General features: G+C 48.6%; 24 protein-coding genes, 3 pseudogenes and 1 riboswitch. Of the genes and pseudogenes, 24 read left to right on the plus strand and 3 right to left on the minus strand.

All coding sequences use genetic code 11. The features are described 5' to 3' along the window. Nucleotides 1-35: 35 nt before the first annotated feature. Nucleotides 36-962: a Na/Pi cotransporter family protein gene (locus DNHGIG_RS15030; protein ID WP_282200353.1), complete on the minus strand. Its 927-nt coding sequence runs from the start codon at nucleotides 960-962 to the stop codon at nucleotides 36-38. 62 nt (nucleotides 963-1024) lie between these two features. Here DNHGIG_RS15030 and DNHGIG_RS15035 point away from each other — a divergent pair, with 62 nt between their 5' ends. Next, complete coding sequence (locus DNHGIG_RS15035) at nucleotides 1025-2386, plus strand: class I SAM-dependent rRNA methyltransferase (RefSeq protein WP_282200354.1); 1362 nt, start codon at nucleotides 1025-1027, stop codon at nucleotides 2384-2386. Nucleotides 2387-2487: 101 nt separating this feature from the next. Here the strand turns inward: DNHGIG_RS15035 and DNHGIG_RS15040 are convergent, their stop codons facing one another. Continuing rightward, the gene (locus DNHGIG_RS15040) at nucleotides 2488-3183 is read right to left on the minus strand and encodes a sulfite oxidase-like oxidoreductase (RefSeq protein ID WP_439647744.1); all 696 of its coding nucleotides are present in this window, start codon (nucleotides 3181-3183) and stop codon (nucleotides 2488-2490) included. 385 nt (nucleotides 3184-3568) lie between these two features. On the opposite strand from DNHGIG_RS15040, the gene DNHGIG_RS15045 reads away from it, so the two are divergent. From DNHGIG_RS15045 to DNHGIG_RS15060, 4 genes are all read left to right on the plus strand, one after another. After that, entirely contained in the window at nucleotides 3569-4117 is a 549-nt protein-coding gene (locus tag DNHGIG_RS15045) for an NAD(P)H-dependent oxidoreductase (protein ID WP_282200355.1), read from the plus strand. Between the two features lie 111 nt (nucleotides 4118-4228). Continuing rightward, entirely contained in the window at nucleotides 4229-4621 is a 393-nt protein-coding gene (locus tag DNHGIG_RS15050) for a hypothetical protein (RefSeq protein ID WP_282200356.1), read from the plus strand. Between the two features lie 193 nt (nucleotides 4622-4814). Then, the gene (locus DNHGIG_RS15055) at nucleotides 4815-5546 is read left to right on the plus strand and encodes a class I SAM-dependent methyltransferase (protein ID WP_282200357.1); all 732 of its coding nucleotides are present in this window, start codon (nucleotides 4815-4817) and stop codon (nucleotides 5544-5546) included. Between the two features lie 65 nt (nucleotides 5547-5611). Beyond that, nucleotides 5612-5878, plus strand: coding sequence for a YuiB family protein (locus DNHGIG_RS15060; protein WP_282200358.1), 267 nt, complete (start codon nucleotides 5612-5614; stop codon nucleotides 5876-5878). A gap of 50 nt (nucleotides 5879-5928) precedes the next feature. On the opposite strand, the gene DNHGIG_RS15065 is transcribed toward DNHGIG_RS15060, so the two are convergent. Further along, on the minus strand, nucleotides 5929-6420 hold the full coding sequence (locus DNHGIG_RS15065; RefSeq protein WP_282200359.1) for an inorganic diphosphatase: 492 nt from the start codon (nucleotides 6418-6420) through the stop codon (nucleotides 5929-5931). A 222-nt stretch (nucleotides 6421-6642) separates the two neighbouring features. Here DNHGIG_RS15065 and DNHGIG_RS15070 point away from each other — a divergent pair, with 222 nt between their 5' ends. The 19 genes and pseudogenes from DNHGIG_RS15070 to cobD all read left to right on the plus strand — a co-directional run bounded on the left by DNHGIG_RS15070 (nucleotide 6643) and on the right by cobD (nucleotide 25750). After that, nucleotides 6643-7980, plus strand: a complete 1338-nt coding sequence (locus DNHGIG_RS15070) for a hemolysin family protein (RefSeq protein WP_282200360.1) — start codon at nucleotides 6643-6645, stop codon at nucleotides 7978-7980. Between the two features lie 199 nt (nucleotides 7981-8179). Then, a complete protein-coding gene (gene corA / locus DNHGIG_RS15075) occupies nucleotides 8180-9151 on the plus strand; it encodes a magnesium/cobalt transporter CorA (RefSeq protein ID WP_282200361.1) in 972 nt (323 codons plus the stop codon). A gap of 164 nt (nucleotides 9152-9315) precedes the next feature. Continuing rightward, nucleotides 9316-9660 (plus strand): 2Fe-2S iron-sulfur cluster-binding protein, encoded by a 345-nt coding sequence (locus DNHGIG_RS15080; RefSeq protein WP_282200362.1) that lies wholly within the window; start codon nucleotides 9316-9318, stop codon nucleotides 9658-9660. Between the two features lie 83 nt (nucleotides 9661-9743). Further along, a pseudogene (gene cax / locus DNHGIG_RS15085) lies at nucleotides 9744-10793 on the plus strand (calcium/proton exchanger); the annotation flags it as partial. An 88-nt stretch (nucleotides 10794-10881) separates the two neighbouring features. Beyond that, nucleotides 10882-11065: riboswitch (cobalamin riboswitch) on the plus strand. Between the two features lie 241 nt (nucleotides 11066-11306). Continuing rightward, nucleotides 11307-12926 carry a precorrin-3B C(17)-methyltransferase gene (gene cobJ, locus DNHGIG_RS15090; RefSeq protein ID WP_282200363.1) on the plus strand — a complete coding sequence of 540 codons (1620 nt, stop codon included), beginning with the start codon at nucleotides 11307-11309 and terminating at the stop codon, nucleotides 12924-12926. An 18-nt stretch (nucleotides 12927-12944) separates the two neighbouring features. Then, nucleotides 12945-13838, plus strand: coding sequence for a sirohydrochlorin chelatase (locus DNHGIG_RS15095; protein ID WP_282200364.1), 894 nt, complete (start codon nucleotides 12945-12947; stop codon nucleotides 13836-13838). Continuing rightward, the gene (gene cobK / locus DNHGIG_RS15100) at nucleotides 13835-14596 is read left to right on the plus strand and encodes a precorrin-6A reductase (protein ID WP_282200365.1); all 762 of its coding nucleotides are present in this window, start codon (nucleotides 13835-13837) and stop codon (nucleotides 14594-14596) included. Before DNHGIG_RS15095 ends, cobK begins: the two co-directional genes overlap by 4 nt. A gap of 7 nt (nucleotides 14597-14603) precedes the next feature. Beyond that, nucleotides 14604-15317, plus strand: a complete 714-nt coding sequence (gene cobI / locus DNHGIG_RS15105) for a precorrin-2 C(20)-methyltransferase (protein WP_282200366.1) — start codon at nucleotides 14604-14606, stop codon at nucleotides 15315-15317. Continuing rightward, complete coding sequence (gene cobM, locus DNHGIG_RS15110; RefSeq protein ID WP_282200367.1) at nucleotides 15314-16099, plus strand: precorrin-4 C(11)-methyltransferase; 786 nt, start codon at nucleotides 15314-15316, stop codon at nucleotides 16097-16099. Before cobI ends, cobM begins: the two co-directional genes overlap by 4 nt. Further along, nucleotides 16096-17181, plus strand: a pseudogene (locus DNHGIG_RS15115) (cobalt-precorrin 5A hydrolase). Before cobM ends, DNHGIG_RS15115 begins: the two are co-directional and overlap by 4 nt. Continuing rightward, nucleotides 17178-18608, plus strand: coding sequence for a cobyrinic acid a,c-diamide synthase CobB (locus tag DNHGIG_RS15120; protein ID WP_282200368.1), 1431 nt, complete (start codon nucleotides 17178-17180; stop codon nucleotides 18606-18608). The pseudogene DNHGIG_RS15115 and the gene DNHGIG_RS15120 overlap by 4 nt, the downstream one beginning before the upstream one ends. After that, nucleotides 18586-19139 (plus strand): annotated as a pseudogene (locus tag DNHGIG_RS15125) (cob(I)yrinic acid a,c-diamide adenosyltransferase). Before DNHGIG_RS15120 ends, DNHGIG_RS15125 begins: the two are co-directional and overlap by 23 nt. After that, nucleotides 19139-20650, plus strand: a complete 1512-nt coding sequence (locus tag DNHGIG_RS15130; RefSeq protein WP_282200369.1) for a cobyric acid synthase — start codon at nucleotides 19139-19141, stop codon at nucleotides 20648-20650. The pseudogene DNHGIG_RS15125 and the gene DNHGIG_RS15130 overlap by 1 nt, the downstream one beginning before the upstream one ends. A 6-nt stretch (nucleotides 20651-20656) precedes the next feature. Further along, nucleotides 20657-21715: a nicotinate-nucleotide--dimethylbenzimidazole phosphoribosyltransferase gene (cobT, locus tag DNHGIG_RS15135; RefSeq protein WP_282200370.1), complete on the plus strand. Its 1059-nt coding sequence runs from the start codon at nucleotides 20657-20659 to the stop codon at nucleotides 21713-21715. After that, nucleotides 21699-22385, plus strand: a complete 687-nt coding sequence (locus DNHGIG_RS15140) for an adenosylcobinamide amidohydrolase (protein WP_282200371.1) — start codon at nucleotides 21699-21701, stop codon at nucleotides 22383-22385. The genes cobT and DNHGIG_RS15140 overlap by 17 nt, the downstream gene beginning before the upstream one ends. Continuing rightward, nucleotides 22385-22969 (plus strand): bifunctional adenosylcobinamide kinase/adenosylcobinamide-phosphate guanylyltransferase, encoded by a 585-nt coding sequence (cobU, locus tag DNHGIG_RS15145; protein ID WP_282201440.1) that lies wholly within the window; start codon nucleotides 22385-22387, stop codon nucleotides 22967-22969. Before DNHGIG_RS15140 ends, cobU begins: the two co-directional genes overlap by 1 nt. After that, nucleotides 22966-23925 carry an adenosylcobinamide-phosphate synthase CbiB gene (gene cbiB / locus DNHGIG_RS15150; RefSeq protein ID WP_282200372.1) on the plus strand — a complete coding sequence of 320 codons (960 nt, stop codon included), beginning with the start codon at nucleotides 22966-22968 and terminating at the stop codon, nucleotides 23923-23925. Before cobU ends, cbiB begins: the two co-directional genes overlap by 4 nt. Beyond that, nucleotides 23922-24656 carry an adenosylcobinamide-GDP ribazoletransferase gene (gene cobS, locus DNHGIG_RS15155; protein WP_282200373.1) on the plus strand — a complete coding sequence of 245 codons (735 nt, stop codon included), beginning with the start codon at nucleotides 23922-23924 and terminating at the stop codon, nucleotides 24654-24656. Before cbiB ends, cobS begins: the two co-directional genes overlap by 4 nt. Then, nucleotides 24656-25750, plus strand: coding sequence for a threonine-phosphate decarboxylase CobD (cobD, locus tag DNHGIG_RS15160; RefSeq protein ID WP_282201441.1), 1095 nt, complete (start codon nucleotides 24656-24658; stop codon nucleotides 25748-25750). The genes cobS and cobD overlap by 1 nt, the downstream gene beginning before the upstream one ends. Nucleotides 25751-25770 lie beyond the last annotated feature (20 nt).

Below are 25770 nucleotides of genomic sequence, written 5' to 3' on the forward strand. Positions count from 1 at the left end.
AATCATCCCTTCATGAATACGACCATGTAAATCGTTTACCTCTTTTCGGGAATCAGACGTTCGATACATGTTGCGAACGGTTTGGATATCGGCCAGACGGCCAGAGAGGAGATCACATTAAATAACGTATGCGCAGTGGCTACTTGCATCGGAAGCGAATCTGAAAACCATCGCACGAACGTGGCGAAAGGAATGATCAAAGGCAAAAAAACGATCACTCCAGCTACGTTCAGAAACACGTGAGCGGCGGCTACCTGTTTCGCCGGTAACGAATTTCCGATACTTGCGATGACCGAGGTGATACAGGAACCGATATTGTTTCCCAGCACGATGGCGATCGCCCCTGGGAGATCGATCAAACCATCAGCCGCCAGAGCGATCGTCAACGTTGTTGTTGCTGTCGAACTCTGGATAAGCGATGTCAGTAATGTACCTGCCAGTACTCCAAAAAAAGGACTTTGGGAGGAGAGGGTCAAAATGTGTCGGAACCATTGTGACTCTCCCAACGGCGTGAGAGCATAGGTCATCACTTCCAACGCGAACAGCATGACCCCGAAGCCAAAGACAGCTAATCCTATATACCGTTTGGAATCGCGTAAGACGATGCTCAACAATACCCCAAGCAAGATGGCGGGAATAATCAATTGATCTAATTGTAATGCGAGCAGTTGTACAGTCACGCTCGTTCCTACGTTGCTTCCCAGAATCACGCCGATACTGTCGGCGAACGACAGTTGTTTTGCTGCCACGAGACCGATCGTAATGAGCATGACCGCTGCGCTTGACTGTAACAGCATCGTTACGATGATACCGGTGATCATCCCCCGCGTAGGTGTCTTGACAAATCGTTTCAAGATGAGCGGCAGACGGCCGATCGCGAGATTTTCCAAACCGGTTCGCATCGTCCACATCCCAACGAGAAAACAGGTCATACCGATCGTCAAGAGAAGGAATGAATACATAGATACTCACCTCATTCGGGGAACTACTATACATATATGCGGACAAGATAGGAGTCGATGCCATGGTACGTATTTTCCTGCAACGTAAGCGAAAGAAACGATTGGAGCAAGGCCATCCTTGGGTCTTTCAAAGTGAAATCGATCATATAGAAGGTGAAGTCATACCGGGCGAAATCGCCGAAATTTGCAACCATAACGGTCATTTTCTTGCCAAAGGTTATATCAACCCAAACTCGCAAATATTCGCTCGGATACTCACATATAACCCGAAGGAAGAAATTGATACCGATTTCTTTATACGCCGTGTACAAGAAGCATGGGATTATCGCCGGAGATTTCTGGAGGATACGAACGCTTGCCGGGTGATCTATGGAGAGGCCGACTTCCTTCCGGGACTGATCGTTGATAAATTCGCCGATTTTCTTGTGATTCAGGTGCTCTCTTTGGGAATGGAAGTTCGAAAGCAAGAGATCATCGCTGCATTGCAAACCTGTCTGCAACCAAAGGGCATTTACGAACGCAGTGACGTACCTGTGCGCGAATTGGAAGGATTGGAACAGACGAAGGGCCTGTTGTGGGGAGAGGTTCCTCGGGAAGTCGAGATTCGTGAAAACGGTTTGAAGATGATCGTCGATCTGGAGGAAGGGCAGAAAACCGGTTATTTCTTTGACCAACGCGAAAACAGAGCAGCGATCGCACCTTTGATGAAAGGCTGGGGAGAGAAACACGGGATAACCCTTCAGCCAGTCGGTGAGGACGGTGAGCCTTTGCAGGACAGAGACGGACGGGAACGTACGGGTGTACGCCCGCTTCTGGATGAACAAGGGGAACCTGTACTCCGTCCGGTCGATAAACGGCATAAAATTGTGAAGAACCCTTTCTGGGACGGTGCCGAAGTTCTCGAATGCTTCAGCCACACCGGTTCCTTTACATTACACGCATGCAAATACGGAGCGAAGAAAGTCACCTGTCTGGATATCAGTGAACATGCGATTGAGACAGCCAAAAAAAACGTTACCCTGAATGGCTTCCTTCACCGCGTGGAGTTCGTGGTTGCCAATGCGTTCGATTACCTGCGTGAGCAAGTGCAAGCGGGACGATTATGGGATGTCGTGATTCTGGATCCCCCGGCTTTCGCCAAAACGAAAAGCGCTCTTCTAGGAGCCTACAGAGGATATAAAGATATCAATTTGAACGGGATGAAACTGATACGAGAAGGAGGATTCTTGGTTACTGCTTCCTGTTCGTATCATATGAGGCCGGAAATGTTCATGGAAGTGATCGCCGACGCAGCACTGGATGCAAAAAAGATTCTGCGGTTGGTGGAATACCGAACAGCGGGGAAAGACCATCCGGTGATTCACGGGGCGGTTGAGAGCGAATACTTGAAGTTTGCCATCTTTGAGGTACGGAGTCGAAAGTAATCGACACACGATGAACCTTGGGTCAAATAACTATTTTGGCCCAAGGTTCATGTGTTCGTGACTGACTAAGAACCTGTGGCAAAGTCGTAACGTGCTGCCATTCAATCTCTCTGAACACGATTTCCTTCGATCGATTTACCTCTTTGCATTTGTTCCCATTCCTCGCGAGCACGTTTCTTGATCGTGCGATAATACTCTTCATCATTGATACCGCGATCGTACCATTCAGGATCGTCGCGGTACCGCTGTTCCATCCACGGGTCTGCGTACAAGTGGTACCCGCGTTCTTCCCAGAACCCCGGCTTGTCCTCAGCAAGAAACTCGATTCCTCTCACCCATTTCGCGCTTTTCCAGAAATATAAATGAGGTACGACTAAACGCAGCGGCCATCCGTGATTTTTCGTCAAGGGTTTTCCGTCATGGCTGTGTGCAAAAATCACGTTGTCACGCATGAGATCTTCCAAGGGTACATTCGTGGTCCAACCTTCTTCCGCATGAACGAGGACGAATTTTGCTTCCGGTTGAATCTTGACAAGTTTGGCAACATCCTTGAACAGAACGCCATCCCACGTATTGTCAAGGCGGGACCATGTGGTCACGCAATGAATATCACATACCACGCGGCTTTGCGGAAGGGCGTTGAATTCATCCCACGTCAGTGTTTTTTCTTCTTCCACCAAACCAAAAATGCGAAAATTCCAACGGGACAGATCGATATTGGGCACAGTTCCTGCGTGAAGTACCGGAAAACGGTCTGTGACAAATTGCCCAGGTGGAATACGATCCTTATGTACCATGGTTATTCCGTTCCCCCTTCATCTTTCTTCAATTCCAGGATACATGAACCATTTCGCGAATGCAAAGTGTTCGACGTAATGCTTATGGGGGTCATGTCCCCTGTTCTAGGAGCGGTATTTGACCGCTATGGTATACGTCCACTTGCCATCGTCGGTTTTACGACCACAACCATCGCCACATGGATGTTTACAAAATTGAATTTGAACACATCTTAAGGATAGATCTATACTTACGAATGATCATATGGATCAATATGGAAAGAAGCGATCGTATACGAACCCCAATCTTTATCACATCATACAAAGTATGGGGCCGGTTTAGAGATACACCTTGGGCAACCTTTTCAGGCAGGTTCCAAAATCATGAATCAGAGGTGCAACAACGATGCAAATCTATGTCGTGTATGACAGTGAAAACGGCCACACAGAAGCGTTGGCGAAAGCAGTGGCCGAAGGGGCGCGAGATGTGGATCAAGCGAATGTGCTCCTTCGTCATGTGAAAGAAGCGAAAGTGCATGAGCTGGAAGATGTGGATGCGATCATTTGGGGGTGTCCCGGACACTTTGGCACGATCAGCTCAGGTTTGAAAGAGTGGATCGATAAATTAGGATATTTATGGGCGGCAGGTAAATTGATCGGTAAGGTCGGAGCTGCTTTTTGTACGACGGCAACGATTCATGGCGGTGCGGAAATGACCCTATGGAACTTGATTACTCCTATGCTGCACAACGGTATGATCATTGTCGGCTTGCCGAGCAACATCCCCGAAAATGTTCTCTACGGTTCGTATTACGGGGCGGCCGTAACCTGTCCGGTGGAACTTGATGAAGATGCACCGATAAACTTACCGTCCGAAGATGATCTCGCTTTGGGAAGAGCTCTCGGTCGCAGAGTCTCCGAAGTCACTTATAGACTCATTAAGGGCAGTCAATGAAAAGGAAGGACTTTGACTGCTATGTGTATACTTTTCGGATATCAAAAAAACTTCCTCTAAACATGCAATGAGGTGCTTCTAACGGTGTTTTTTCATACGGGGTGAGCATTCATGACTTTTATCATTATTTTTATTGTCGTCGGATTACTTGCAGGCGCCATTCTGATTCCATTGAATGTCTACCTGTTGAGAAATTCAAAGGAAAATCCTGAGGAAACACAACCGAAGAAAATGACTCAGGAGACGGATTTTCTTTTGAAGGATCAGTCTCCTTCTTCAAACCGTTTCACGCCTCCTTCTGTTTCAGAATCCAGGGATATCGGGTATGAAGATGTTCCCAGACAAACAGATGAAGAGTATAGAGAAGCTCTGCGCCGAGGACTTTACCCCCGAGCCCATTCTATTAAAGCAACAGTAGGTAAATACAAGGATGAACAGTATCGTTCCGCCCTCCGTTCGATGTACAAACAAGAGAAAAAAACGAATGATTCCGATCAAGGATAATCATCCTCACTTGCAATGCAAATAACCGGTTCCTTCACCTTGGAAGAACCGGTTATTTTTGTTTTTCGTATCCCTCTACTCATCTATATATCCTGTAAATCCTCCGGAGAGTCTTCATTGATCGTCACAAATGTCTATGGAATATCCCGATGAACGGGCATACCATACAATGAAGATATAGGGAGGGGTCATCATGAATTATCATGATGCACTGGCACAATTGGGAATTGGAAGTGCGCACCCGGGAGGATTTGCCGCTACCGTGGAACTGGTCGAAAAGATACCGCTCAATCGTAAAATGAAAGTTTTAGAAATCGGTTGCGGTTCGGGCCGAACCGCCTGTTATCTCGCTAAAGAACGGCAATGTGAAGTGATTGGCATCGACATTCGTCCCTTGATGATTGAAAAAGCGGAAAGACGTGCGGCAAAAGAAGGAGTGCAAGTGAAGTTTCTCTGTGCAGATGCGTGTCGTCTCCCTTTTTCCGATCAAACTTTCGACGTTGTTTTCGCGGAGTCGGTCACTGTCTTTCTTCCGATACGAGAGGCGCTGTCAGAATATTACCGCGTTTTGGCTCCTGGCGGTGTGCTCTATGATCGGGAAATGGTGGAGCTGAAACCGCATTCCCAGGACTTGCGAAAAAAAATCGCGCGGTTATACGGTGCGAAACTCGTGCCATCGTTTCATGGTTGGATCCGTGAATTGCAAAAGGCGGGATTCAAACAATGTGGGGTGCGCGATCCTTGCACCGTCGCGGCGGGACTGCATTCAATGGAAGACATGAATTATCCGGATTTTCATCAGGAAATATCGCCTGAAGTTTTTGCGAGCATGGACATTCAAAAGATCGTACAGGAAAACACGGAGATGATGACAATGTACGCCGAATACCTCGGTTATGGTGTCTTCCATGGAACGAAACAGTAGGAATCCGGTAATATTACGGGGATATGGCACATACGGTAGGGAAGGAGAGGTGAGGTGACGGTCATATGATTTATCAACTCATCATAGCCGCATTGCTGTTTTTGATCGTTTCATTCGGTATCGGCTTTATTTTGAATCTGCTGGCGAAGACCTGGTGGGTCAGTCTTGGCGCTTACATGGTACTGGCAGGAATCGTGTTTTTCAAAACGACGAACGTCTCTTATCCGGTAGCGGAGATCTTATTGTACTATGTCACGCCAGGAATCGGTGCGATGGCTGCAGGATGGTCGTCATATGTCTTGAAACGAGTGGGTTACACGATGTTTCGATAAGAAGAGATTCCCTCCGGTCACTTTTGGGTTGAGGGAATCTCTGACTCGGGTTATTTCGCAGCGCGTGCTCTCGCTTCCTCAAGAAGGCGAGAAGCGGTGTCAAGACCTTCCCAACCATCGATCGTAACTTTCTTTTTCTCCAGGTCTTTGTAAACGCTGAAGAAATGAGCGATTTCATCCAGAATATGCGGAGCAACATCTTCCAAGGTATGGACGTGACGGAAACGCGGATCTTCGGTAGGAACACCGAGCAGTTTTTCATCTTTACCTTTATCGTCGGTCATGATCAATACTCCGATCACCCGCGTTTCAATGACACATCCCGGGAAGGTAGGAAAAGAGGTAAGAACGAGAATATCGAGAGGATCTCCATCTTCCGCTAATGTATTCTCAATATACCCGTATTCTGTCGGATAATGAAAAGGAGAGAATAACACCCGATCCAGTTTAAATTTGCCTGTTTCTTTATCAAACTCGTATTTGTTTTGGCTCCCTGTAGGAATTTCGATAAAAGCGTCGACTACCAACTTCTCTGCAGCCATGCGTCTCATTGCCTCCTTAAGCGATTAGATCGTACAAGCGTTATTATAGCAAGAAAGGAATCATGTGACAAACAAACCATTCATCGCAACTGTCCCTCAGACATATATATAAAGACACGTAGAAGGTTTCTAGTAAATATGCTATACTATTCATATGTATAAATAGGTTTACGGGAGGTGTATTCCTGTCTCACCCGTGTGTGAGGGTACAGGAGCCCAGAGTTGACAGACGACCCATTCAGTTTAGGGACAGGATTGTTTATCATCTTTCTTTTGATTTTCTTAAACGGTTTCTTTGTAGCAGCCGAATTTGCTATCGTTCGCGTACGACCGACTCGTATTGAACAATTGGTTCAAGAAGGGAACGCAAGAGCGCGATTGACGCAGCGAGTTATTGACGACTTGTATTCCTTTTTACCGGTTACCCAACTCGGTGTTACATTGGCTTCACTGGCATTAGGATGGGTTGGGGAACGAACGATGGCTTTACTTATGCATCGCATATTCGATCCTTTCCTAAATCTTCATGCTGCTACGATCAATGTTGTAGCATCAGCCGCAGCATTCATCGCGATCACGTTTCTTCATATCGTACTTGGTGAGTTAGCTCCGAAGGCGTTCGCGATTCAAAAAGCGGAGCGGACGGCTCTCTTTTCTTCTTGGCCTTTGATCGTCTTCTCCAAGGTCATGTATCCGGCCATTTGGGTGCTTAATCTGGGAGCCAATCTGTTCCTTAAAGTGTTAGGGGTGAAAAATTCAACTCCTGAAGCGTTGGCACACAATGAAGACGAGTTGCGTATGGTCGTATCGCAGAGCCACCAGAACGGTATTATTGACGAAACCGAACGTACGCTTTTCGATAATATCTTTGATTTCACTACGCGAGTGGCAAGGGAAATCATGGTTCCGCGTACAGATATGGCATGTTTGTATGCGAATCGCTCCTTTCAGGAAAATCTCGAGAAAGCGGAACGAGAGAAACATACCCGTTACCCTCTGTGTATGGAAGACAAAGATCATATTATCGGGATCTTGCATATCAAGGATTTGTATTCGGTTGCATTATCGGGTCGGACCGATATCGACCTTGTGAAATTGGCTCGCAAACCGGTGACCGTCCCGGAGGCAATGCCGATTAAGGATGTGCTGCATATTCTTCAGAAGAGTCGCTCCGAAATCGCAATCGTGATCGACGAATACGGAGGTACAGCAGGGATCGTAACCACGGAAGATATACTTGAAGAACTTGTTGGTGAAATCCAGGACGAGTTCGACGAAGAACGGCCGTTCATCGAGAAAATTAATGAAGAAACTTTTTCTATAGATGCCCGTATGCTGATTGATGAGGTGAACGATTATTTCAATCTCGATATCCGTACGGAGGAATTGGATACGATTGGAGGATGGGTGTTCACTCAATTTCAGAATCCGCCCAAAGTTGGCGCGTATGTTCAGGTGGGAACCTATAGCTTCCAAGTTGCTGAAATGGACAGTTTACGGATTACCCGCTTACACGTTACTAAAATTTCCGATGTAGAAGCGGAAACCGTGACCGCCTAGCACTCTGAGTACTGAATGACGAAGGCTCGCTTCTCCTCGAGAGGCGAGCCTCTATCTATTCCGAGACAAGAATTTTCGCTCCGAATGCAGATTGACTGGGACACATGGTGAGGCATATAATCCTGATAGACCCCGTATGCCGGGGGACGGCTAAATTGAATGAGCAATCAATGATTGGATCGGTAGTGAGGGACGATCAATGATAAAAACGTATATGTACAATGATGCCGATCAGAAGATGTATCATGACGTCGATTTGACCCGAAAATCCGAACTCCTGGAGAACGAGAAGAATTTGCTGTGGATCGACCTCTACAACTGTACATTGGACGAGTTGAAATATATCGGTGCAGTCTTTAATTTCCACCCTTTGGCTATTGAGGATTGTTTGCAGGATTCCCCCCGCTCTAAAGTGGATAAGTATGATGGCTATTATTTTTTTGTGTTTCACGCGCTGCGTTATGACGAAGAGAGTGAAAGAGAAATCGCGACGGAAGAACTCAATGTATTTCTCGGGAAAAATTACATCGTAACCGTACACAAACATGCGTTGCAGTCGATCGGTCGTGTTGCCGCTTGTTCGTTACGGGACAGTTACTATATGAACAAGGGTCCGGATTTTCTTCTTTATTCACTCGTCGATGGGATTACTGATGAGTATTTTCCGATTATGGATCGATTGGGCACTCGGATTGATGAACTAGAAGAAGAAATGTACGAGCACCCCGCCCAGGAGATCACAGAAGAATTTCTCGCTTTAAAACGGACGATCGTCTTTATTCGGCGGGTCATCCAGCCGCAAAAACGGATTTTCGCCAATGTGAACGGTAGATATTCTTTTGAGATCAATGAGAAAAATATTCCTTACTACAGTGACTTGGTGGATCACTTGGAACGTATTTCGGATACACTCGAAGTCTACCGCGACTTGGTTTCCAGCGCTCTTGAAACGTACTATTCGTTGGTGAGTGCACGGACAAACGATACGATGCGCGTTTTGACGATCATTTCTACAATCATGATGCCTTTGACGTTCGTTACTGGATTTTTCGGTATGAATGTTCCGTTGCCATTTCAAAACAATTATGCAACCACCGTGGCTGTGACGATCGGCTTATTTATCATGACGTGGTGGATGCTGAAATTATTTAAAAATAAAAAATGGATATGATGAGACTTGATAAGGCTTCCTTGTTTACGCTCTTGTTTTGCGGGTGTGCTTCGATGGAGGCCTTTTTTGTATTCGGGAAAAGTTCGTTTTCATTGGAAAAGGGGAGTATGAAGTGGAGATTCGAATAGGATATAAAGGTACGATAAAAGAAAGGAAGATATCGATTGAAGTCGAACATTCACTTTGAACCACATGGGAAAACGATCGAAGTCAAAAATGGCACCTCATTTTTGGCGGCTGCCTTACTCGCTGAAATTTCCATTCCTCATAAATGCGGGGGCAAAGGGACATGTGGTACTTGTAAAGTAAGGATTCAAAGTGAATCCCCGCTTGCTCCTGCGGGAAGGGCGGAAAAATGGAGACTTTCAACAAATATGCTAAAAGAAGGGTATCGCTTATCGTGTCAATGTAAAGTAACAGGAAACGCGATCGTAGAGGTGCCTGAAGACCCCCTCATGCGAGTCATCCGTTTACAGTTAGAAGCGAAAAGAAAAGAGAAAAGATCGTAGATCTCGTTATGGTTATGTGGGTTCACCTACATACTTCTCAGGGTTATGAGATACAGTAGTTACTACAGGCAAGAAAGGAGGATCTTTACATGCATCGGTTCATGTTGATTTTGTTAGCATTGGCTTTGCCCTTAACGATAGCCGGAAGTGTGTTTCACTGGAATGAGATCCTGCTTTTTGCACTGGCATGTCTGACGATTATCCCACTTGCGGGGATTATGGGGAGAGCCACGGAAAGCATCGCGATCCACAGCGGACCCCGGGTTGGAGGATTGTTGAATGCGACATTCGGAAACGCCGTCGAATTGATTATCGGGATTCTCGCTTTAAAGAAAGGGTTGCATGAAGTGGTTCAAGCTTCCATAACCGGTTCCATTATCGGCAACCTTCTGCTTGTTCTGGGTTTAAGCTTTCTCGTGGGAGGGATCCGCCACCCTGTGCAACAGTTTAGCAGAATGATCGCGAGCACGAACGCTTCGATGATGATGCTTGGCGTGGTGATCGCTCTTGTAATCCCGGCGATTTTTACGTTAAATAAACCAGGTATTGCCGGACCATTATCGGTAGGTGTGGCGTCAATCACACTGCTTTTGTATATCCTTGGCCTTTATTTCTCTCTTTTTACTCATCGGAAAATTTTTTCCTATACAGAAAGTATGGAAGAGGAAGAGGCTGAATGGACATTGGGTAAGGCGATCGGGATACTGGCAGTCTCTTCGCTCATTGTCGGTTACGTTTCTGAAATTCTGGTACGGACAATCGAAACTGTATCGGTGACACTCGGTTGGTCAGAAATCTTTATCGGGGTCATCATCGTTGCGATTATCGGGAATGCGGCGGAACACAGTTCTGCGATCTTGATGGCGTGGAACAACAGGATGGATCTGTCATTGGAAATTGCTTTAGGGAGTTCTTTGCAGATTGCCATGTTTGTAGCGCCGGTCTTGGTGTTTGCGGGACTGGCGATGGGGCATCCGTTACAATTGATCTTCTCATGGCCGGAATTAGCCGCGATGACGTTAGCAGTGATTTTGGTCACTCTTTTGGCCGGCGATGGCGAATCCAACTGGTTAGAGGGAGCGATGGCCCTAGGAGCGTATTTGATCTTGGGGATCGGATTTTATTTTTTGTGAATGGTTGTCAAAGACAATATGCAGTTTCTTTGTAAAAGTCAAGACTAGACAAAGTTTCCTTTAACCCTGTATGCTGAAATTACAATTGCATAGTGAACAACAGCAAGGTGCCCTAGCTTGCTAGGGGTAACAGGGAATCGGGTGAAAATCCCGAGCGGTCCCGCCACTGTAACCGGGGAATTTTCTTTCGAGGATGCCACTCGTCACACGGGGAAGGTGAAAGAGAGTGATGATCCGGAAGCCAGGAGACCTACCTTGTTGTGTACACATGAAACCCTCGAGGATAGGGAATTGTGTAGAATTGATCTTGACAATGGGAAGGAGATCCTGACTCCTTACTGTCATGTATCATGTACACAAAACCTCCTGTATCGTTGAAGCATGGAGGTTTTCTTCGTTTCGCATGAAACGTCGTACTGACCTCTGCCACTCTGTCCGTCGCGGGCAGGGTTTTTTTATTCCGCAGGTGCGGACCATCAGAGGATGTAAAGTTTCTTGGGGCAGGTGAGAATCATGAAACGAGGGAAATTACTGATCGTGGGTTTCGGCCCCGGTGATTTTGCCCATATCACGGAGCGTGCGCGTGAAGCGATTCAAGAAAGTGATGTAATTATAGGCTACAATACCTATGTCGATCTGATTCGCGGTCTTTTGACCGATCAGGAAATCGTACGTACGGGAATGACAGAAGAAGTCAGCCGTGCTCAGGAAGCGGTTCGCCAAGCGGAAATGGGGAAAACGGTAGCCGTGATTTCGAGCGGGGATGCCGGAGTATACGGCATGGCGGGCCTGATCTATGAAGTGTTAATCGAAAAGGGATGGAAGGAAGAAGAGGGCGTATCCGTTGAAGTGATTCCGGGCATTTCCGCCATCAACTCTTGTGCGAGCTTACTGGGTGCACCAGTCATGCATGACGCATGTACGATCTCATTGAGCGATCACCTTACGCCTTGGGAGTTAATCGCACACAGGATTGAAGCGGCAGCAAGCGCCGATTTTGTGATCGCTCTCTATAATCCCAGAAGTGGGCGTAGAACGAGACAAATCGTGGAAGCTCAAAGAATTTTGCTCAAATATCGTTCCAAAGATACGCCGGTTGGGATCGTAAAGAGTGCATACCGTGAACGGCAAAAGGTAGTCATCACGACGCTGGATCGCATGCTGGAACATGAGATCGGCATGTTAACCACCGTGATCATCGGTAATTCTTCGACGTTTATCTATGACGGGAAGATGATTACACCAAGAGGATATCAAAGGAAATATACGTTGGGGGAAAGCCACCAGCGGCTGAAACCGGGTGACCGTTTACGTCCGGAGAATGAACCGTGGGCCTTACATGACGAGACAAACGACAAAACAAATGATATCCCGGCTACGAATCAAGTATCTGCTCCGCCCAGTCCGTTGGAACTGGCAGAAGAGGCACTGCTCTTACTCGGGAAGGCGTCCCAATCACCTGAAGCGGTTTCACAATCATTTCCAAAAGCTGTTTTCGAAGTGGCGCTCTCACCGGGTGTCGCCAATAAAAAATTCACTTCTGCACAAATGCGTTACCTTGCAGACATTGTGGAAGATGACGGGGAATTGGAATACACGCCCAATCATTACATCATTCTGCGCAAACCGACCACAGACCCTTCACAGATGATTGAAAGGTTGCGTGCCAACGGGTTCTTGCTGAATCCTGTCGGTGCCGTTGTCAATGTCAAGGCTTGTGATTTTTGTGATGGTGAGAAAACGGAAGCGCTTCCCTATGCGGAAACGCTTGCGAAAAAGTTGTCCGGTCTTGCCGTTCCCAAAGAATTGCACATTGCAATCAATGGATGTGGTATGGCTTGTTATGGTGCAGCGCTTGAAGATATTGGGATTATCTATCGCCGCGGAAAATTTGACCTCATGCTTGGAGGAAAACGAACCGGGCGGAATGCGCATGCGGCCGAGATGGCAGCAGAAGGGATCGAACCGGAACGGATCATCGAGACAATCGAAGCGATCGTGGCTGCATACAAAGAAAAGGCGTTTCCGAATGAAGCGTTTCACAAATTTTTTAAAAGGATCGGGAATATCGAAGGATTTGTATATAAAGAAGAGCAAAAAGCGTTTGCTATCGACTCGGTCTGTGGGGATTAGCGTGAAGGGGGGATGCAGATGGAAGCGATTCTGTTTATAGGTCACGGGAGCCGGGATCCCGAAGGAAATCAGCAATTGCTCCAATTTACGAATCAGGTGGCCAAACGTTTGACGGAACCGGTCATCGAAACATGTTTTCTGGAGTTGGCTTTGCCTGATATTCGTGACGGGATTCGTTCGTGTGTGAAGAGAGGTGCGACCCATATCACCGTTGTTCCATTGATGCTTTTTCCTGCAGGCCATTTCAAGACACATATTCCGCATGAACTTTTTCATGCGATGGAAGCGTACCCACATGTAACGTTTAGGTATGCGCAAGCACTGGGGGTCAATGCGTACACGCGATCCATTCTCGAAGATCGACTGTTCCAGGCGGGGTTTAAGCATGATGGAGAGGGCCGCAGCGAATCTGCCGTCCTCGTTGTAGGGCGGGGCAGTTCCGATGCGGATGCGAACAGCGAGTTGTATAAAATGAGCCGATTGCTCTATGAGCGTGCACCGGTTGCCATGGTGGAAACCGCTTTTATGGGAGTGACAGATCCGTTATTTGCGCAAGGAATCGAAAGATGTGTGCGTTTAGGGGCTCGAGAGATTTATGTTCTGCCCTATTTTCTCTTTACCGGTATCTTGATCAAGCGAATGGAACAGGCAATCCCTTCTCTTGAAGAAATTTACGGCATCCGTATCGTTCTGGGGGAGTACTTCGGGTATCATTCACTGTTGGCCGACCTCGTCTTGGAACGAATCTCGGAAGCGAAGCAAGGGATTGGTGCGCCTCTTGATGAATTGATCATCCTGGCCAAGCATCACCATCATGAACATCATCATGAACATCATCATGAACATCATCATGAACATCATCATGAACATCATCATGAACATGCGTTTGCGGTTAAGGAGGAAAGGCCATGAAGCTCGTGTTAGCGGGAACGAGCGATGCGCGGGAATTATGTGTGAAACTGAAGGAAGCGGGACACCTGCTAACGGCGACAGTGGTGACAGAAAGCGCGAAAGAAAGTCTGGAACAGAGTGGTATCCCTGTGCGTGTTGGGCGCTTGCCGGTTGAAGGTTTTGTTTCCTTAATCAAGGAGATCGACGCGAAGTGCATCATCGATGCGAGTCATCCGTTCGCGGAGGAAGCACACCGCACAGCAATGGAAGCGGCAAAACGAGTGAATATTCCTTATATTCGTTTTGAACGTCCCGGCCTCGTTTATGATAACCATCCTCTCATTACGATCGTTAACAGCTATGAAGAAGCGGCACGCATTGCGAAAGAAAGAAAAGGAAACATCATGTTGACGACCGGTTCGAAGACACTAGAGGTGTTTGCCAAGTATCTTCTCGATGATCCGGAGATCAATGTATGTTGCCGCATGTTACCGAGAAAAGACAATATGGAAAAATGTGAAGCGTTAGGTTTTCCGCAAAAAAACATCATCGCAATGCAAGGACCCTTCATCAAAGAACTGAATGTGGCTTTGTATCGGCAATACCGTACGACCCTGATGATCACAAAGGAATCGGGAAAAGTCGGAGCGGTCGATGAAAAAGTGACAGCTGCGATTGAACTGGGAATCGAAGTAATCATCATCAGCCGTCCGCAAATCGAATTTGGCGAGGTGTATACCGATTTTGAAGGGATCCTTGCAAGGATAGAAAGTGAGTGATTCAATCGTGACTGCGAAAATCGGTACATTGTACGGTCTCGGGGTAGGTCCTGGAGACCCGGAACTCATCACTGTGAAAGCGTACCGCATCATCCGTGACACACCTGTCATCGCTTACCCGCGTAAACGAATGGGGGATAAGAGTTACGCTTTGGCGATCGTCGAAACATTTATCGACACATCGCGGAAAGAGATGGTCGGTCTCACCTTTCCGATGACTCGTGATGCGGAAACGCTCGCCCGCGAATGGAATAAGACGATAGCAACCGTCTACGAGTATCTGAAAACGGGAAGGGATGTCGCTTTTGTAACGGAAGGCGACCCTATGCTTTACAGCACATTTATTCACATGAAACGTCTGATGGAGTCATTGCATCCGGAAGTGCGAGTGGAAAGCGTGCCCGGAATTTCCAGCATCAATGCGAGTGCATCTCGTTTGGGGATTCCTTTGGCGGACGGTGACGAAATCGTTGCGATCGTCCCCGCTACGGATGATCGGGAGCAAATGCGCAAAGCACTGATCGAGCATGATGCCGTTATTTTTATCAAAGTTGCAAAAGTGATCGATTTGATGATCGATGTATTGTTTGAACTCGATTTGATAAGCAAAGCGGCCGTCGTGCACAAAGTCACCGGACAGGAAGAAAGGATCTATACCGATGTTGCAAGCCTGCGCGGAAGTGATCTCGGATATTTGACATTGATGGTGGTGAGAAAATGACGAAACCGAAGGTGTATATCGTAGGGGCAGGTCCCGGAGACCCAGATTTGATAACTGTCAAAGGGTTAAAGATTTTGCAAGAAGCCGATGTGATTCTCTATACAGATTCTCTCGTTTCCGACCAATTGATCGCGCGTGCCGGGAAACATGCGGAAATTCTTAAAAGCTCGGGCATGGTGCTCGAAGAGATGGTCGAAATCATGTCACAACATGTTCGTCAAGGAAAGGTTGTCGCTCGCGTACATACGGGTGATCCTGCCGTTTATGGGGCCATACTTGAGCAAATGGTGCTCTTGAAGCGGGAAGGGATTCCCTTTGAAATCGTCCCTGGAGTCTCGAGCGTGTTTGCCGCGGCCGCCGCGTTGGAAGCGGAATTGACCGTACCAGAATTGACGCAAACCGTAATCCTAACGCGTGCAGAAGGAAGAACGCCTGTTCCTCCAAGAGAACAGCTTAGGGATCTCGCGCAACACCACTCGACGATCGCGTTATATCTATCAGCTACCTTGATAAAAAAAGTGGTTCATGAACTCAAGGAAGCCGGATGGGAAGATGATGTACCGATTGCCGTCGTCCAACGGGTCACATGGCCTGAGCAGCGCATCGTTCGCTCTACGCTTGGCAAAGTCCTTGACGATCTTAAAGACGATCCCATAACCAGTCATGCCATCATTCTTTGCGGATGGGCGCTAGATCCTACTCTAGTCGATAAGTCAGAACACCGCTCAAAACTGTATGACAAATCGTTTACTCATCGCTACCGTAAGGGGGTTAGCGTATGAAGCCCTACGCGCTCGTAGCGATCACCAAGCACGGGGTAGAAGTGGCACGCACTCTTCATGAGAAACTGCCGTGCGATCTTTACTATATGGAAAAATTTTCTTATGGAGATGAAAGCGAAAGGGAGATTCGTCTTTTTTCCGGATCACCGCGGGAACATATGCCACATTTGTTTCACACGTATAAAGGGCTGGTCCTGTTTTTCTCATTGGGCGCCGTCGTGCGATTAATCGCGCCCTTGTTGAAAAGCAAACACACCGATCCCGCAGTCGTGGTCGTGGATGACCATGGGAAATACGCCATCTCCGTTCTTTCGGGACATTTGGGCGGGGCGAACATGTTGACGCGTGAGGTGGCAAGAATCCTGAATGCGGAACCTGTCATTACCACCGCTTCGGAAGTCAATCAAACGATCCCCGTCGATTTACTGGGCAGAGAATTCGGTTGGGTGATCGAAGATTTTGCACACGTCACACCTGTTTCTGCTGCGGTAGTCAATGAGGAACCTGTAGCCATCATCCAAGAGGCGGGCGAAAAAAATTGGTGGACGTAAGACAAACCATTACCGGAAAACCTGTTCGTTTATTCGTCCGCACAAGATGCTACCGTTAGAGAGCATCACGCTGTTTTGTATATCACGGACCGGCTGTTATCGGAAGAGGAAAAGAAACAATGGCTTTCCAACGGTGTCTTGTACCGGCCCAAAACGATCATTCTCGGTATCGGTTGCAATCGCGGAACCAGTGAAGAAGAAGTGGAACAGGTCATTCGCGAAACATTGGATGAATTGTCATTATCCTTTTTAAGCGTTCGGGGGATCGCGACGATCGATCTCAAGAAAGATGAAGAAGCGCTCGTTTCGCTCACCCAAAAATACGGCTGGACATTTCAGTATTACTCTCCTGAACAATTAAATCGCGTACCGATCGCTCATCCCTCGGAAACGGTCTTTAAGTACACGGGCGCATACGGTGTCAGTGAACCGGCAGCAAAACTTGCGGCAGGGACCGATTCGCTTTTGCTCACAAAGAAGAAAGACGGCAATGTGACGATCTCGGTTGCACGTGTAGGTGATGCGTCATGACAGCAAGAATTGTAATTAGCGGCACCAGTTCTGGAGTCGGCAAAACGACGGTAACGATCGGCCTCATGCGTGCACTCGCAAGGCGAGGACTTCGGGTTCAGGGCTTCAAAGCGGGTCCCGATTACATTGATCCCAGTTATCACTTCGCGGCAACAGGACGTAAATCGCGCAATCTTGACAGTTGGATGCTACAGGAATCTGTCATGCGTGAAGTGCTGATACGAGGCTGCCATGATGCGGATATAGCTGTCATCGAAGGGGTCATGGGGCTCTATGACGGGAAGGATGCGACAACGGACAAGGGGAGTACAGCGGAGATCGCACGTGTTCTGAAAACACCCGTAATCCTCTTAGTCAATGCAAAAGCGATGGCGCGTTCCGCTGCCGCTGTTGTTCTCGGTTTTCAAAAATTACACCCTGAAACGCCGATCGCCGGAGTCATTGTGAACCAAGTGGGAAGCGTACGCCACTATGAAATGGTGAAACAGGCGATCGAAAGCGCGTGTGGAATTCCCGTACTCGGTTATCTTCTTGTCAACAAGGAACTTCAAATTCCCGAGCGGCATCTGGGGCTTGTTCCCGCGATTGAAAGAGGAGAATTGAACCCCATGATCGAACGTGCGGCCGATGTGATTGAAGAAGGGGTGGATCTCGATCGCCTCTTGTCGATTGCACAAACGGCGGGCGAACTGCCTCCCGTTGAAGTTCCGCTTTTCAATTTCTCAGATACCTGTACACGAAGTGGCATTTCATTGCAGTCAACCATGTTCCATGCGACGATTGCAGTGGCGATGGATCGCTCGTTTAATTTTTATTATCCGGAGAATTTGGAGCTATTGGAAACTTACGGTGCAAAGATCGTCACATTCTCTCCTACAAACGGGGAATGTGTCCCTGATGAAGCAGACGCCCTTTATATAGGAGGGGGTTTTCCGGAAGAGTATGCGCAACTTCTCGCAGAACATGAACGAGTGCGTACAAACATCAGGCGCCTCATTGAGAAAGGCATGCCAACGTACGCGGAGTGCGGAGGTTATATGTTTTTGACGGAATCGATTACCGATCGTTCCGGTCGAACATTGCCGATGGTCGGAGTGATACCGGGACGCGTGGAAATGCAGGATCGTTTGGCCGCTCTCGGCTATCGTGAAGTGACAGCAAAAGAGGATACTCTTCTTCTGAAAAAAGGGGAGTCTGCACGCGGACATGAATTTCACTATTCGAGGATCACGACCACGGAGAACTTTCCGTATGCGTATGATGCAAAAGGGTTAAGAGGGACACACCCGGAAGGGTATGCCAAAGGAAACCTGCTCGCCGGTTATTGTCATCTTCATTTTGCCTCGAATCCTGCGATGGCCAAACGATTTGTGGAGGCGGCCGTTCGTTTTAAGGAGGATCGTCATGCAGACAAAAGCGCCAAGTAGGGAACGGGGGCTTCTGCTCGTTTATACGGGGAAGGAAAAGGAAAAACGACGGCAGCTCTCGGGCTTGTGATGCGCGCACTGGGCCGTGGGCTGCGACCGCTCGTCTTGCAATTTATCAAATCCCCAGAGCGTTCATATGGGGAAAGAGTCACGCTCGACCGCTTGGGAGTGGAGAATCATCAATTGGGAATCGGTTTCACCTGGACAAAGACGCCTGAAGAGCATCGTCGTTCGCTCGAAGCGGCTCTTCACTTTACAAAAGAAAAAGTGGCTTCAGAGGAGTACGACCTCATCGTCTTGGATGAGTTGAACAATGCCCTTGCGATCACGAGCTTTCCTATCGAGGATGTCTTTCCGCTGGAAGAGGTTCTTTCCATCATCGACAAGAGACCTTTCGGTCAACACATGGTGATCACAGGACGTCATGCTCATCCTTTGATCATCGAACGAGCCGATTTGGTGACGCAGATGGAAGCGGTAAAACATTATTATGACAAGGGCATTCCTGCGGTTAAGGGGTTGGAAGTATAATGCGTGCGATCATGATACAAGGCACGGCTTCCGATGTCGGAAAAAGTGTATTATGTACGGCGCTCTGTCGCATTTTCTACGAAGATGGGATTCGCGTAGCCCCGTTTAAAAGCCAAAACATGGCGCTCAATTCCTACGTGACACAAGATGGCAGGGAGATTGGGCGTGCGCAGGGGGTGCAAGCGGAGGCGGCCGGGGTCATCGCTACCGTGGATATGAATCCGATCCTCTTAAAACCCAAAGGGAGCGGTCTCTCCGAGGTGATTGTTCACGGAAAGCGATTGAAAGATGTCAATTACCATTCCTATCGCGGTTCGTTTCATGAAGTCGCTCTTCGCTCGATTCAAGAGTCGATCGACCGATTGAAGCAACAGTTTGATCTGTTGGTGGTCGAAGGCGCCGGGAGTCCGGCGGAAGTGAATTTAAATGATCGCGAGGTCGTCAATATGCGCATCGCCCGCATGCTTGATGCTCCCGTACTGCTTGTGACTGATATCGATCGCGGGGGAGCGTTCGCTTCTCTCGTCGGCACGCTGGAGCTGCTGGAACCGGAAGACCGCAGGCGTGTCAAAGGCATGATCATTAACAAATTCCGTGGGGCGTATGATCTGCTTGAACCTGGGATTCGCTGGTTGGAAGAAAAAACGGGGATTCCCGTTGTGGGGGTAATCCCTTTTGTCGAACATTCCATTGAGGCGGAAGATTCATTGGCTCTCGGTTCACTCGAGTTAAAAAAAGGGGATGTTTCCCCGTGGGACCTTGATATCGCCGTCATTGAGATCCCTTTTATCTCGAATTTCACAGATTTGGATCCATTGCGGCAGGAACCGGGTGTTCATTTGCGTTTCGTTCGTTCGAGAAAAGAGTTTGGGCGGCCTCATCTTGTCATCCTTCCAGGTTCGAAAAATTCGATCGAAGATTTAAAATGGCTCTACCAGACGGGAATCGGAGAACAGATTCTTCATGCCTATCAAAATGGTGCATGGGTTGTGGGAATTTGTGGCGGTTATCAAATGCTCGGCAGGGAATTGATCGATCCATTGCATGTAGAATCGAACGAGGATCGACTTCAAGGATTAGGATTACTTGATACTACGACGACATATATACCGACCAAAACCACTGTCCGCCGTACAGCGATGGTCGTACACGGACCTTGTGCCGGGGAGGACGTCGAAGGTTTCGAGATCCATTTGGGGCAGACGGAACGCGGAAAAGATGTTGCGCCATTCCTTCAATATGATAATGTGTACGATGGGGCGGTTTCACCATGCGGAAGAGTGACGGGAACGTACCTGCACCATATTTTTCATAACCGCAGATTTACAAGGAGATTTTTGAATCATATCCGCCAGACATTCGGCTTGTCTCCGGTCGATGAACAACTGATCAGCGATCAGGAATTGCGCGAACGGGAGTATACACGGATTGCGGCGCATGTACGAAAACATCTCGATATGGACGCTATCTATCAATTGATCGTTACAGACAAATTTTCATCTCAGGAGTGAACGAACATGTTGGAAGTGAAAAATTGGACAGCGAAAATCCCCCCAGTCAGTGACGAAGCCCGCAGTCAAGCGGCGAAGAGGATGAACCAATTAACAAAACCGCCCGGAAGTTTGGGAAGGCTCGAATCATTGGCGATCGAACTTGCGGCTGTGACGGGAGAACCGCTTCCTCAATGTGACCCGGCAGCAGTTCTCATCATGGCTGCAGATCATGGAGTGACAGAAGAGGGTATTTCCGCTTACCCGCCTGATGTCACGGCACAGATGGTCTATAATTTCCTGCGAGGCGGGGCGGCGATTAACGCGCTAGCCAGACAGGCCAATGCGGCCGTCCGCGTGGTGGACATCGGGGTAGCTTCCGAATTAGAGGCGGAATCTTTGCGAAAACGGAAAGTACGTCCAGGTACCGGAAATTTTGCGCAAACGGAAGCCATGACGCGAGATGAAGTGTTAACCGCGCTACAAGTAGGCTGGGAAGAAGCGGCAGATCTCGCACGATCGGGAACCCGTTTGTTGGCGATCGGTGAGATGGGAATTGGCAACACAACGACGAGCGCTGCATTGGTTGCCGCCTTCACCGGTCGCTCACCGATGGAAGTGGTTGGACGCGGAACAGGCCTTGATGATGAACGCCTCCTACATAAGGCTCGCGTGATTGAAAAAGCGTTGTCGTTTCACAGCATCGATCCGTCAGATCCGATCGATGTGCTTTCGAAAGTAGGAGGCCTTGAAGTGGCCGGGTTGGCAGGCGCCGTACTGGGAGCGGCAAGTCATCGCGTGCCGGTAATTATGGACGGGTATATCTCCACAGTAGCCGCTTGGATTGCAGCTAAGATTGAGCCTGCGGTACATCCTTATCTTTTTGCTTCTCACCTTTCTGTGGAACCCGGTCATCGTGTGGTATTAAACGATTTGGGCAAAACACCGCTATTTTCGCTGGACATGCGTCTCGGTGAAGGTTCCGGTGCCGCACTTGCCATCCCGATTTTCCAGGCGGCGTGCCGTATTTTGCGAGAAATGGCCACGTTCGCAGAGGCGGGTGTATCTGGTGCAACCCACGAGTGAAACGTGGATACCGAGTCTTACTTGGGAGTGGTTTGACAATCGCTTTATCATTCATTCCTCACGCCCTTTGCATACGATATCATCCGCCGTTTATGGCGGGGGGATCCGCCGCGATGCTCGATTTATCATGAACATGACGGTGGATAAGCATTATTGTTCCGATGATCCGTGCTCCGATCTGCGTGAAGCGATCAAACGTTCGGGATTGTCCGATACCATGGAAGGGATTGGCTTGTTGACAGCCGTTGATGTAAAAAAGGTTCAAAATGCGTATGAAACGGTGGGGAATGCGTGTGTCATGGCGGCCGTAACAGCGGGGACGAGCAATGCCCTTCGAGCAGGTATGAACATCAACGCTTCAAACATGGGTACAGTAAACATCATCGTTTTCGTTTCCGGTTCCATGCCGGACAGTGCGATGGTGAACGCGATGATCACGGTCACCGAAGCGAAAGCGACGATTTTTCAGGAGTACAACATTTTGTGTACATCCAGTGGCCTTGTCGCTACTGGAACCACAACGGACGCAGTTGTGATCGCCGCTTGTGGAGAAGGGCCCTATTTCCCCTATGCGGGACCGGGAACCGACGTTGGGATGGCGATCGCCCGGGCGGTTCGTCGTGCTCTCGCTGCCGCCATACGTGAGGAAATGAAAGGGGAACGTTTGTGATGACATCGTTTTACCATGCGCATTTGACGCTTGTGATCGGCGGTACAAGGAGCGGAAAGAGCCGTTTCGCCGAGACCCTATGTTCTCGATTGCAGGAGCAAACGGGATTGGCAGTGACCTATCTTGCGACAGCGCCAGAACTTGATGAGGAGATGAAAGCGCGCATCCACATTCACAGAGAGAGGCGTCCCGGCCATTGGATCACTGTGGAGGAAACTTCCCGTGTCGCCGAAACGATTCGTTCCCATCCGAATGTTCAAGGGATTCTCCTGATCGATTGTTTGACACTGTTGGTAGGCAACTGGTTATATGAGGAACAAACTGTCGGTCAGGAATCTTCACTCGAAGAACGGATTCAGAAAAGGGCGGATGATTTGCTGGCAGCCTGTCAGGAATATCCGCATCCTGTCGTGATCGTATCGAGTGAAGTGGGTCTCGGGATCGTACCTGCGAGCAAAGAGGTAAGGGACTATCGGGACGCCCTCGGCCTTATGAATCAGCGTGTCGCTCGATGTGCGGACGCGGTGTATGCGGTCATCAGCGGTATCCCGATTGATCTTAAACAATGGGAGGTGCGTCTGTGATTCTCGTCGCCTCTTGTGCCTTCCTTGTCGACCTGCTCGTCGGCGATCCGCGATGGCTGCCTCATCCGGTGATCGCTATCGGTCGGATGATACAAGCATTGGAAAAACGGTTGCGTTCTTCCCCGCTTACCCCTTCACAGGAACGCTTGCGCGGAGCCGTATTGGCATTGGCAGTGATTGCTGTCAGCGCAGGACTTACGGCGATGATTCTCAAGCTGCTGTACATGGTTCACCCGTGGGTCGGCAAGGCTGCCGAAGTATGGCTGATTTCTACGACGATCGCGACCCGGGGGCTCGCCGCCGCAGGTTATCAAGTAGCGAAACAATTACGGGAAGAAAAAATCGAACAAGCCCGTTATGAAGTAGGCATGATCGTGAGCCGCGATACGAGCAAACTTTCACAAAAAGAGATCATTCGTGCCGCTGTAGAAAGTGTGGCGGAAAACATCGTCGATGCGGTCATAGCGCCTCTCTTTTATGCATGTATCGGCGGGGCACCACTGGCGATGGCGTATCGCGCGGCCAACACGCTCGATTCTATGGTTGGCTATAAGGACGAGCGTTATCTGCATTTCGGTTATGTTTCTGCCAAGTTGGATGATTGGTTAAACTGGGTTCCTGCGAGGATAACGGCGATTCTTATCGTACTCGCTTCCTGGCTCACAGGCGCATCGGGTGCGGGAGCATGGAAGATCATCCTTCGCGACGCGAAAAAACATCCGAGTCCGAACAGCGGTATTCCGGAAGCTGGTGTTGCCGGTGCGTTGGGGATTCGTTTAGGCGGCTATAATGTGTATCATAACCGAGTATCTTTTCGCGAGTATATGGGGGATGCAAAACAAGAGTTGAACATCGAACATATTGACCGGACGATACGGATTCTCTTTTTTTCTCCCTTTCTATTCTTGGTGGGTATATGGTTGATTTTTCTCACTTGGAAAGGGTGTTTTCAATGAAACCGTTTCTACTGGCTGTACAATTCTTGACACGGATTCCCGTCCGGATAACGATAGTCAATGAGAGGGATCTTGTCAGAAGCGTTGCCTTTTATCCCTATGTAGGCCTTATGCTGGGGATTATTTATGCTTGCCTTTCATTTTTGATGTTTACATGGTTTCAGGGACACATCGCTGCTCTTTTCATGGTGATCGTATCGATCATCCTCACGGGCGGGCTTCATTTGGATGGCCTGATGGACACGGCGGACGGGTTGCTTTCGGGGCGTTCGCGCGAACGGATGTTAGAGATTATGAAGGACAGCCGTATCGGGGCGATGGGTGCCATTGCGCTCTTGATCGTGTTTTCCCTCAAATGGGCGTTTTTCGAACAATTGGGGGCGAATACTCATTGGATCTGGATTCTGATGCCAGCGTTTGGCCGATATGCGATGGTTCTCTTAATCGCCTGGTTTCCCTATGCGAGGGAAGAAGGGATGGGAAAAGTATTCGCCGGAAAGGTCGGAACCTTTCACATCATCGGTGGCGGCTTGTTTCTGATCTTGCCGATATACGTATGGAAAGGGCTTGGGGCGGCTATGATCCCGCTTTTTTTTGTGACCGTATATGGAATCGGACGTTTATGGGTGAAGAAATTAGGCGGGCTGACGGGAGACACGTACGGAGCGATGTGTGAAATCCAAGAATTGGTTGTACTCATAGCGATGGAGGTGATTCGAAGGTGGATGTGATGAAACACGGCGGAGATGTGTTTCGCTATTGCAAGGAATCCGGCTTGAAGCGAGAGGAAATAGTTGATTTCAGCGCGAATATTAATCCTCTTGGCCCGCCGCCTCTTGTGATGCGTGTGTTGCAAGAAAGACTGTTTAGCATTTATGATTATCCTGATCCACATTGCCGAGAATTGCGCCATATCATATCCCGCCGCTGGGAGATTTCGGACGAATGTATCTGTATAGGTAACGGTGCGGCTGAACTGATCTTTCTCGTGATGCGTGTGTTGCAACCAAAACGGCTCTTAACGGTGGCTCCAACGTTTCGTGAATACGAGCAGGCGGCGCGACTGGAAGGTGCGGTGATTGAGAAGGTTCATTTGCTCATGGAAGAAGGAGCAGACTTCCCTCTCGATGAATTTGTGCAAAAGATCGCCGATGTACATATGGTCGTTCTCGCGAATCCCAATAACCCTACAGGACAATGTATCAAGAAAGAGGCCCTGGATGCGATTTTGGAAACAGCGGCGGTGCACGGCGTCTATGTGCTGCTTGATGAAGCTTTTCTCGATTTCGTAGCGGATGAGTCGGAACGCACACAGATTCGCCATGTGGAATCGTATCCCAATCTCATTGTGATCCGTTCAATGACCAAGTTCTATGCGATTCCCGGGCTCCGTGTCGGTTATGCCTGTGCGACTCGAGAAATGATTCGCAAGATGAGGGAACACCAAGTCCCCTGGTCGGTCAATTCGTTGGCGCAGATTGCTGCAATCTCGGCGTTTTCCGATGAAAGCTTTCATGAGAAGACTCTGAGATGGCTGCAAGAGGAAAGAGAATTAATGCAATCTGAATTGAGTGTGCGCGGATATGATGTATTTCCCAGCGATACAAACTTTTTGCTCGTTCGTCATTCATGCTTCGACATTGAAAAAGAATGGAAACGACTGGCAGAAAAAGGGATATTCATTCGCGATTGTCGATCCTTTACTGGACTCGATTCTCGATATTTTCGCATCGCCATCCGTACACGTGAGGAAAATCTGCAACTATTGCGTTACTTGCCTGTTTTTCGTTCCTCATGCTGTATGGGCGGCACGATCAGAGGATGAATGTGTATATCCATAAAATT

The sequence above is a fragment of the Collibacillus ludicampi genome, from assembly GCF_023705585.1.
In the GTDB taxonomy this organism is placed as follows: Bacteria; Bacillota; Bacilli; order Tumebacillales; family BOQE01; genus Collibacillus; species Collibacillus ludicampi.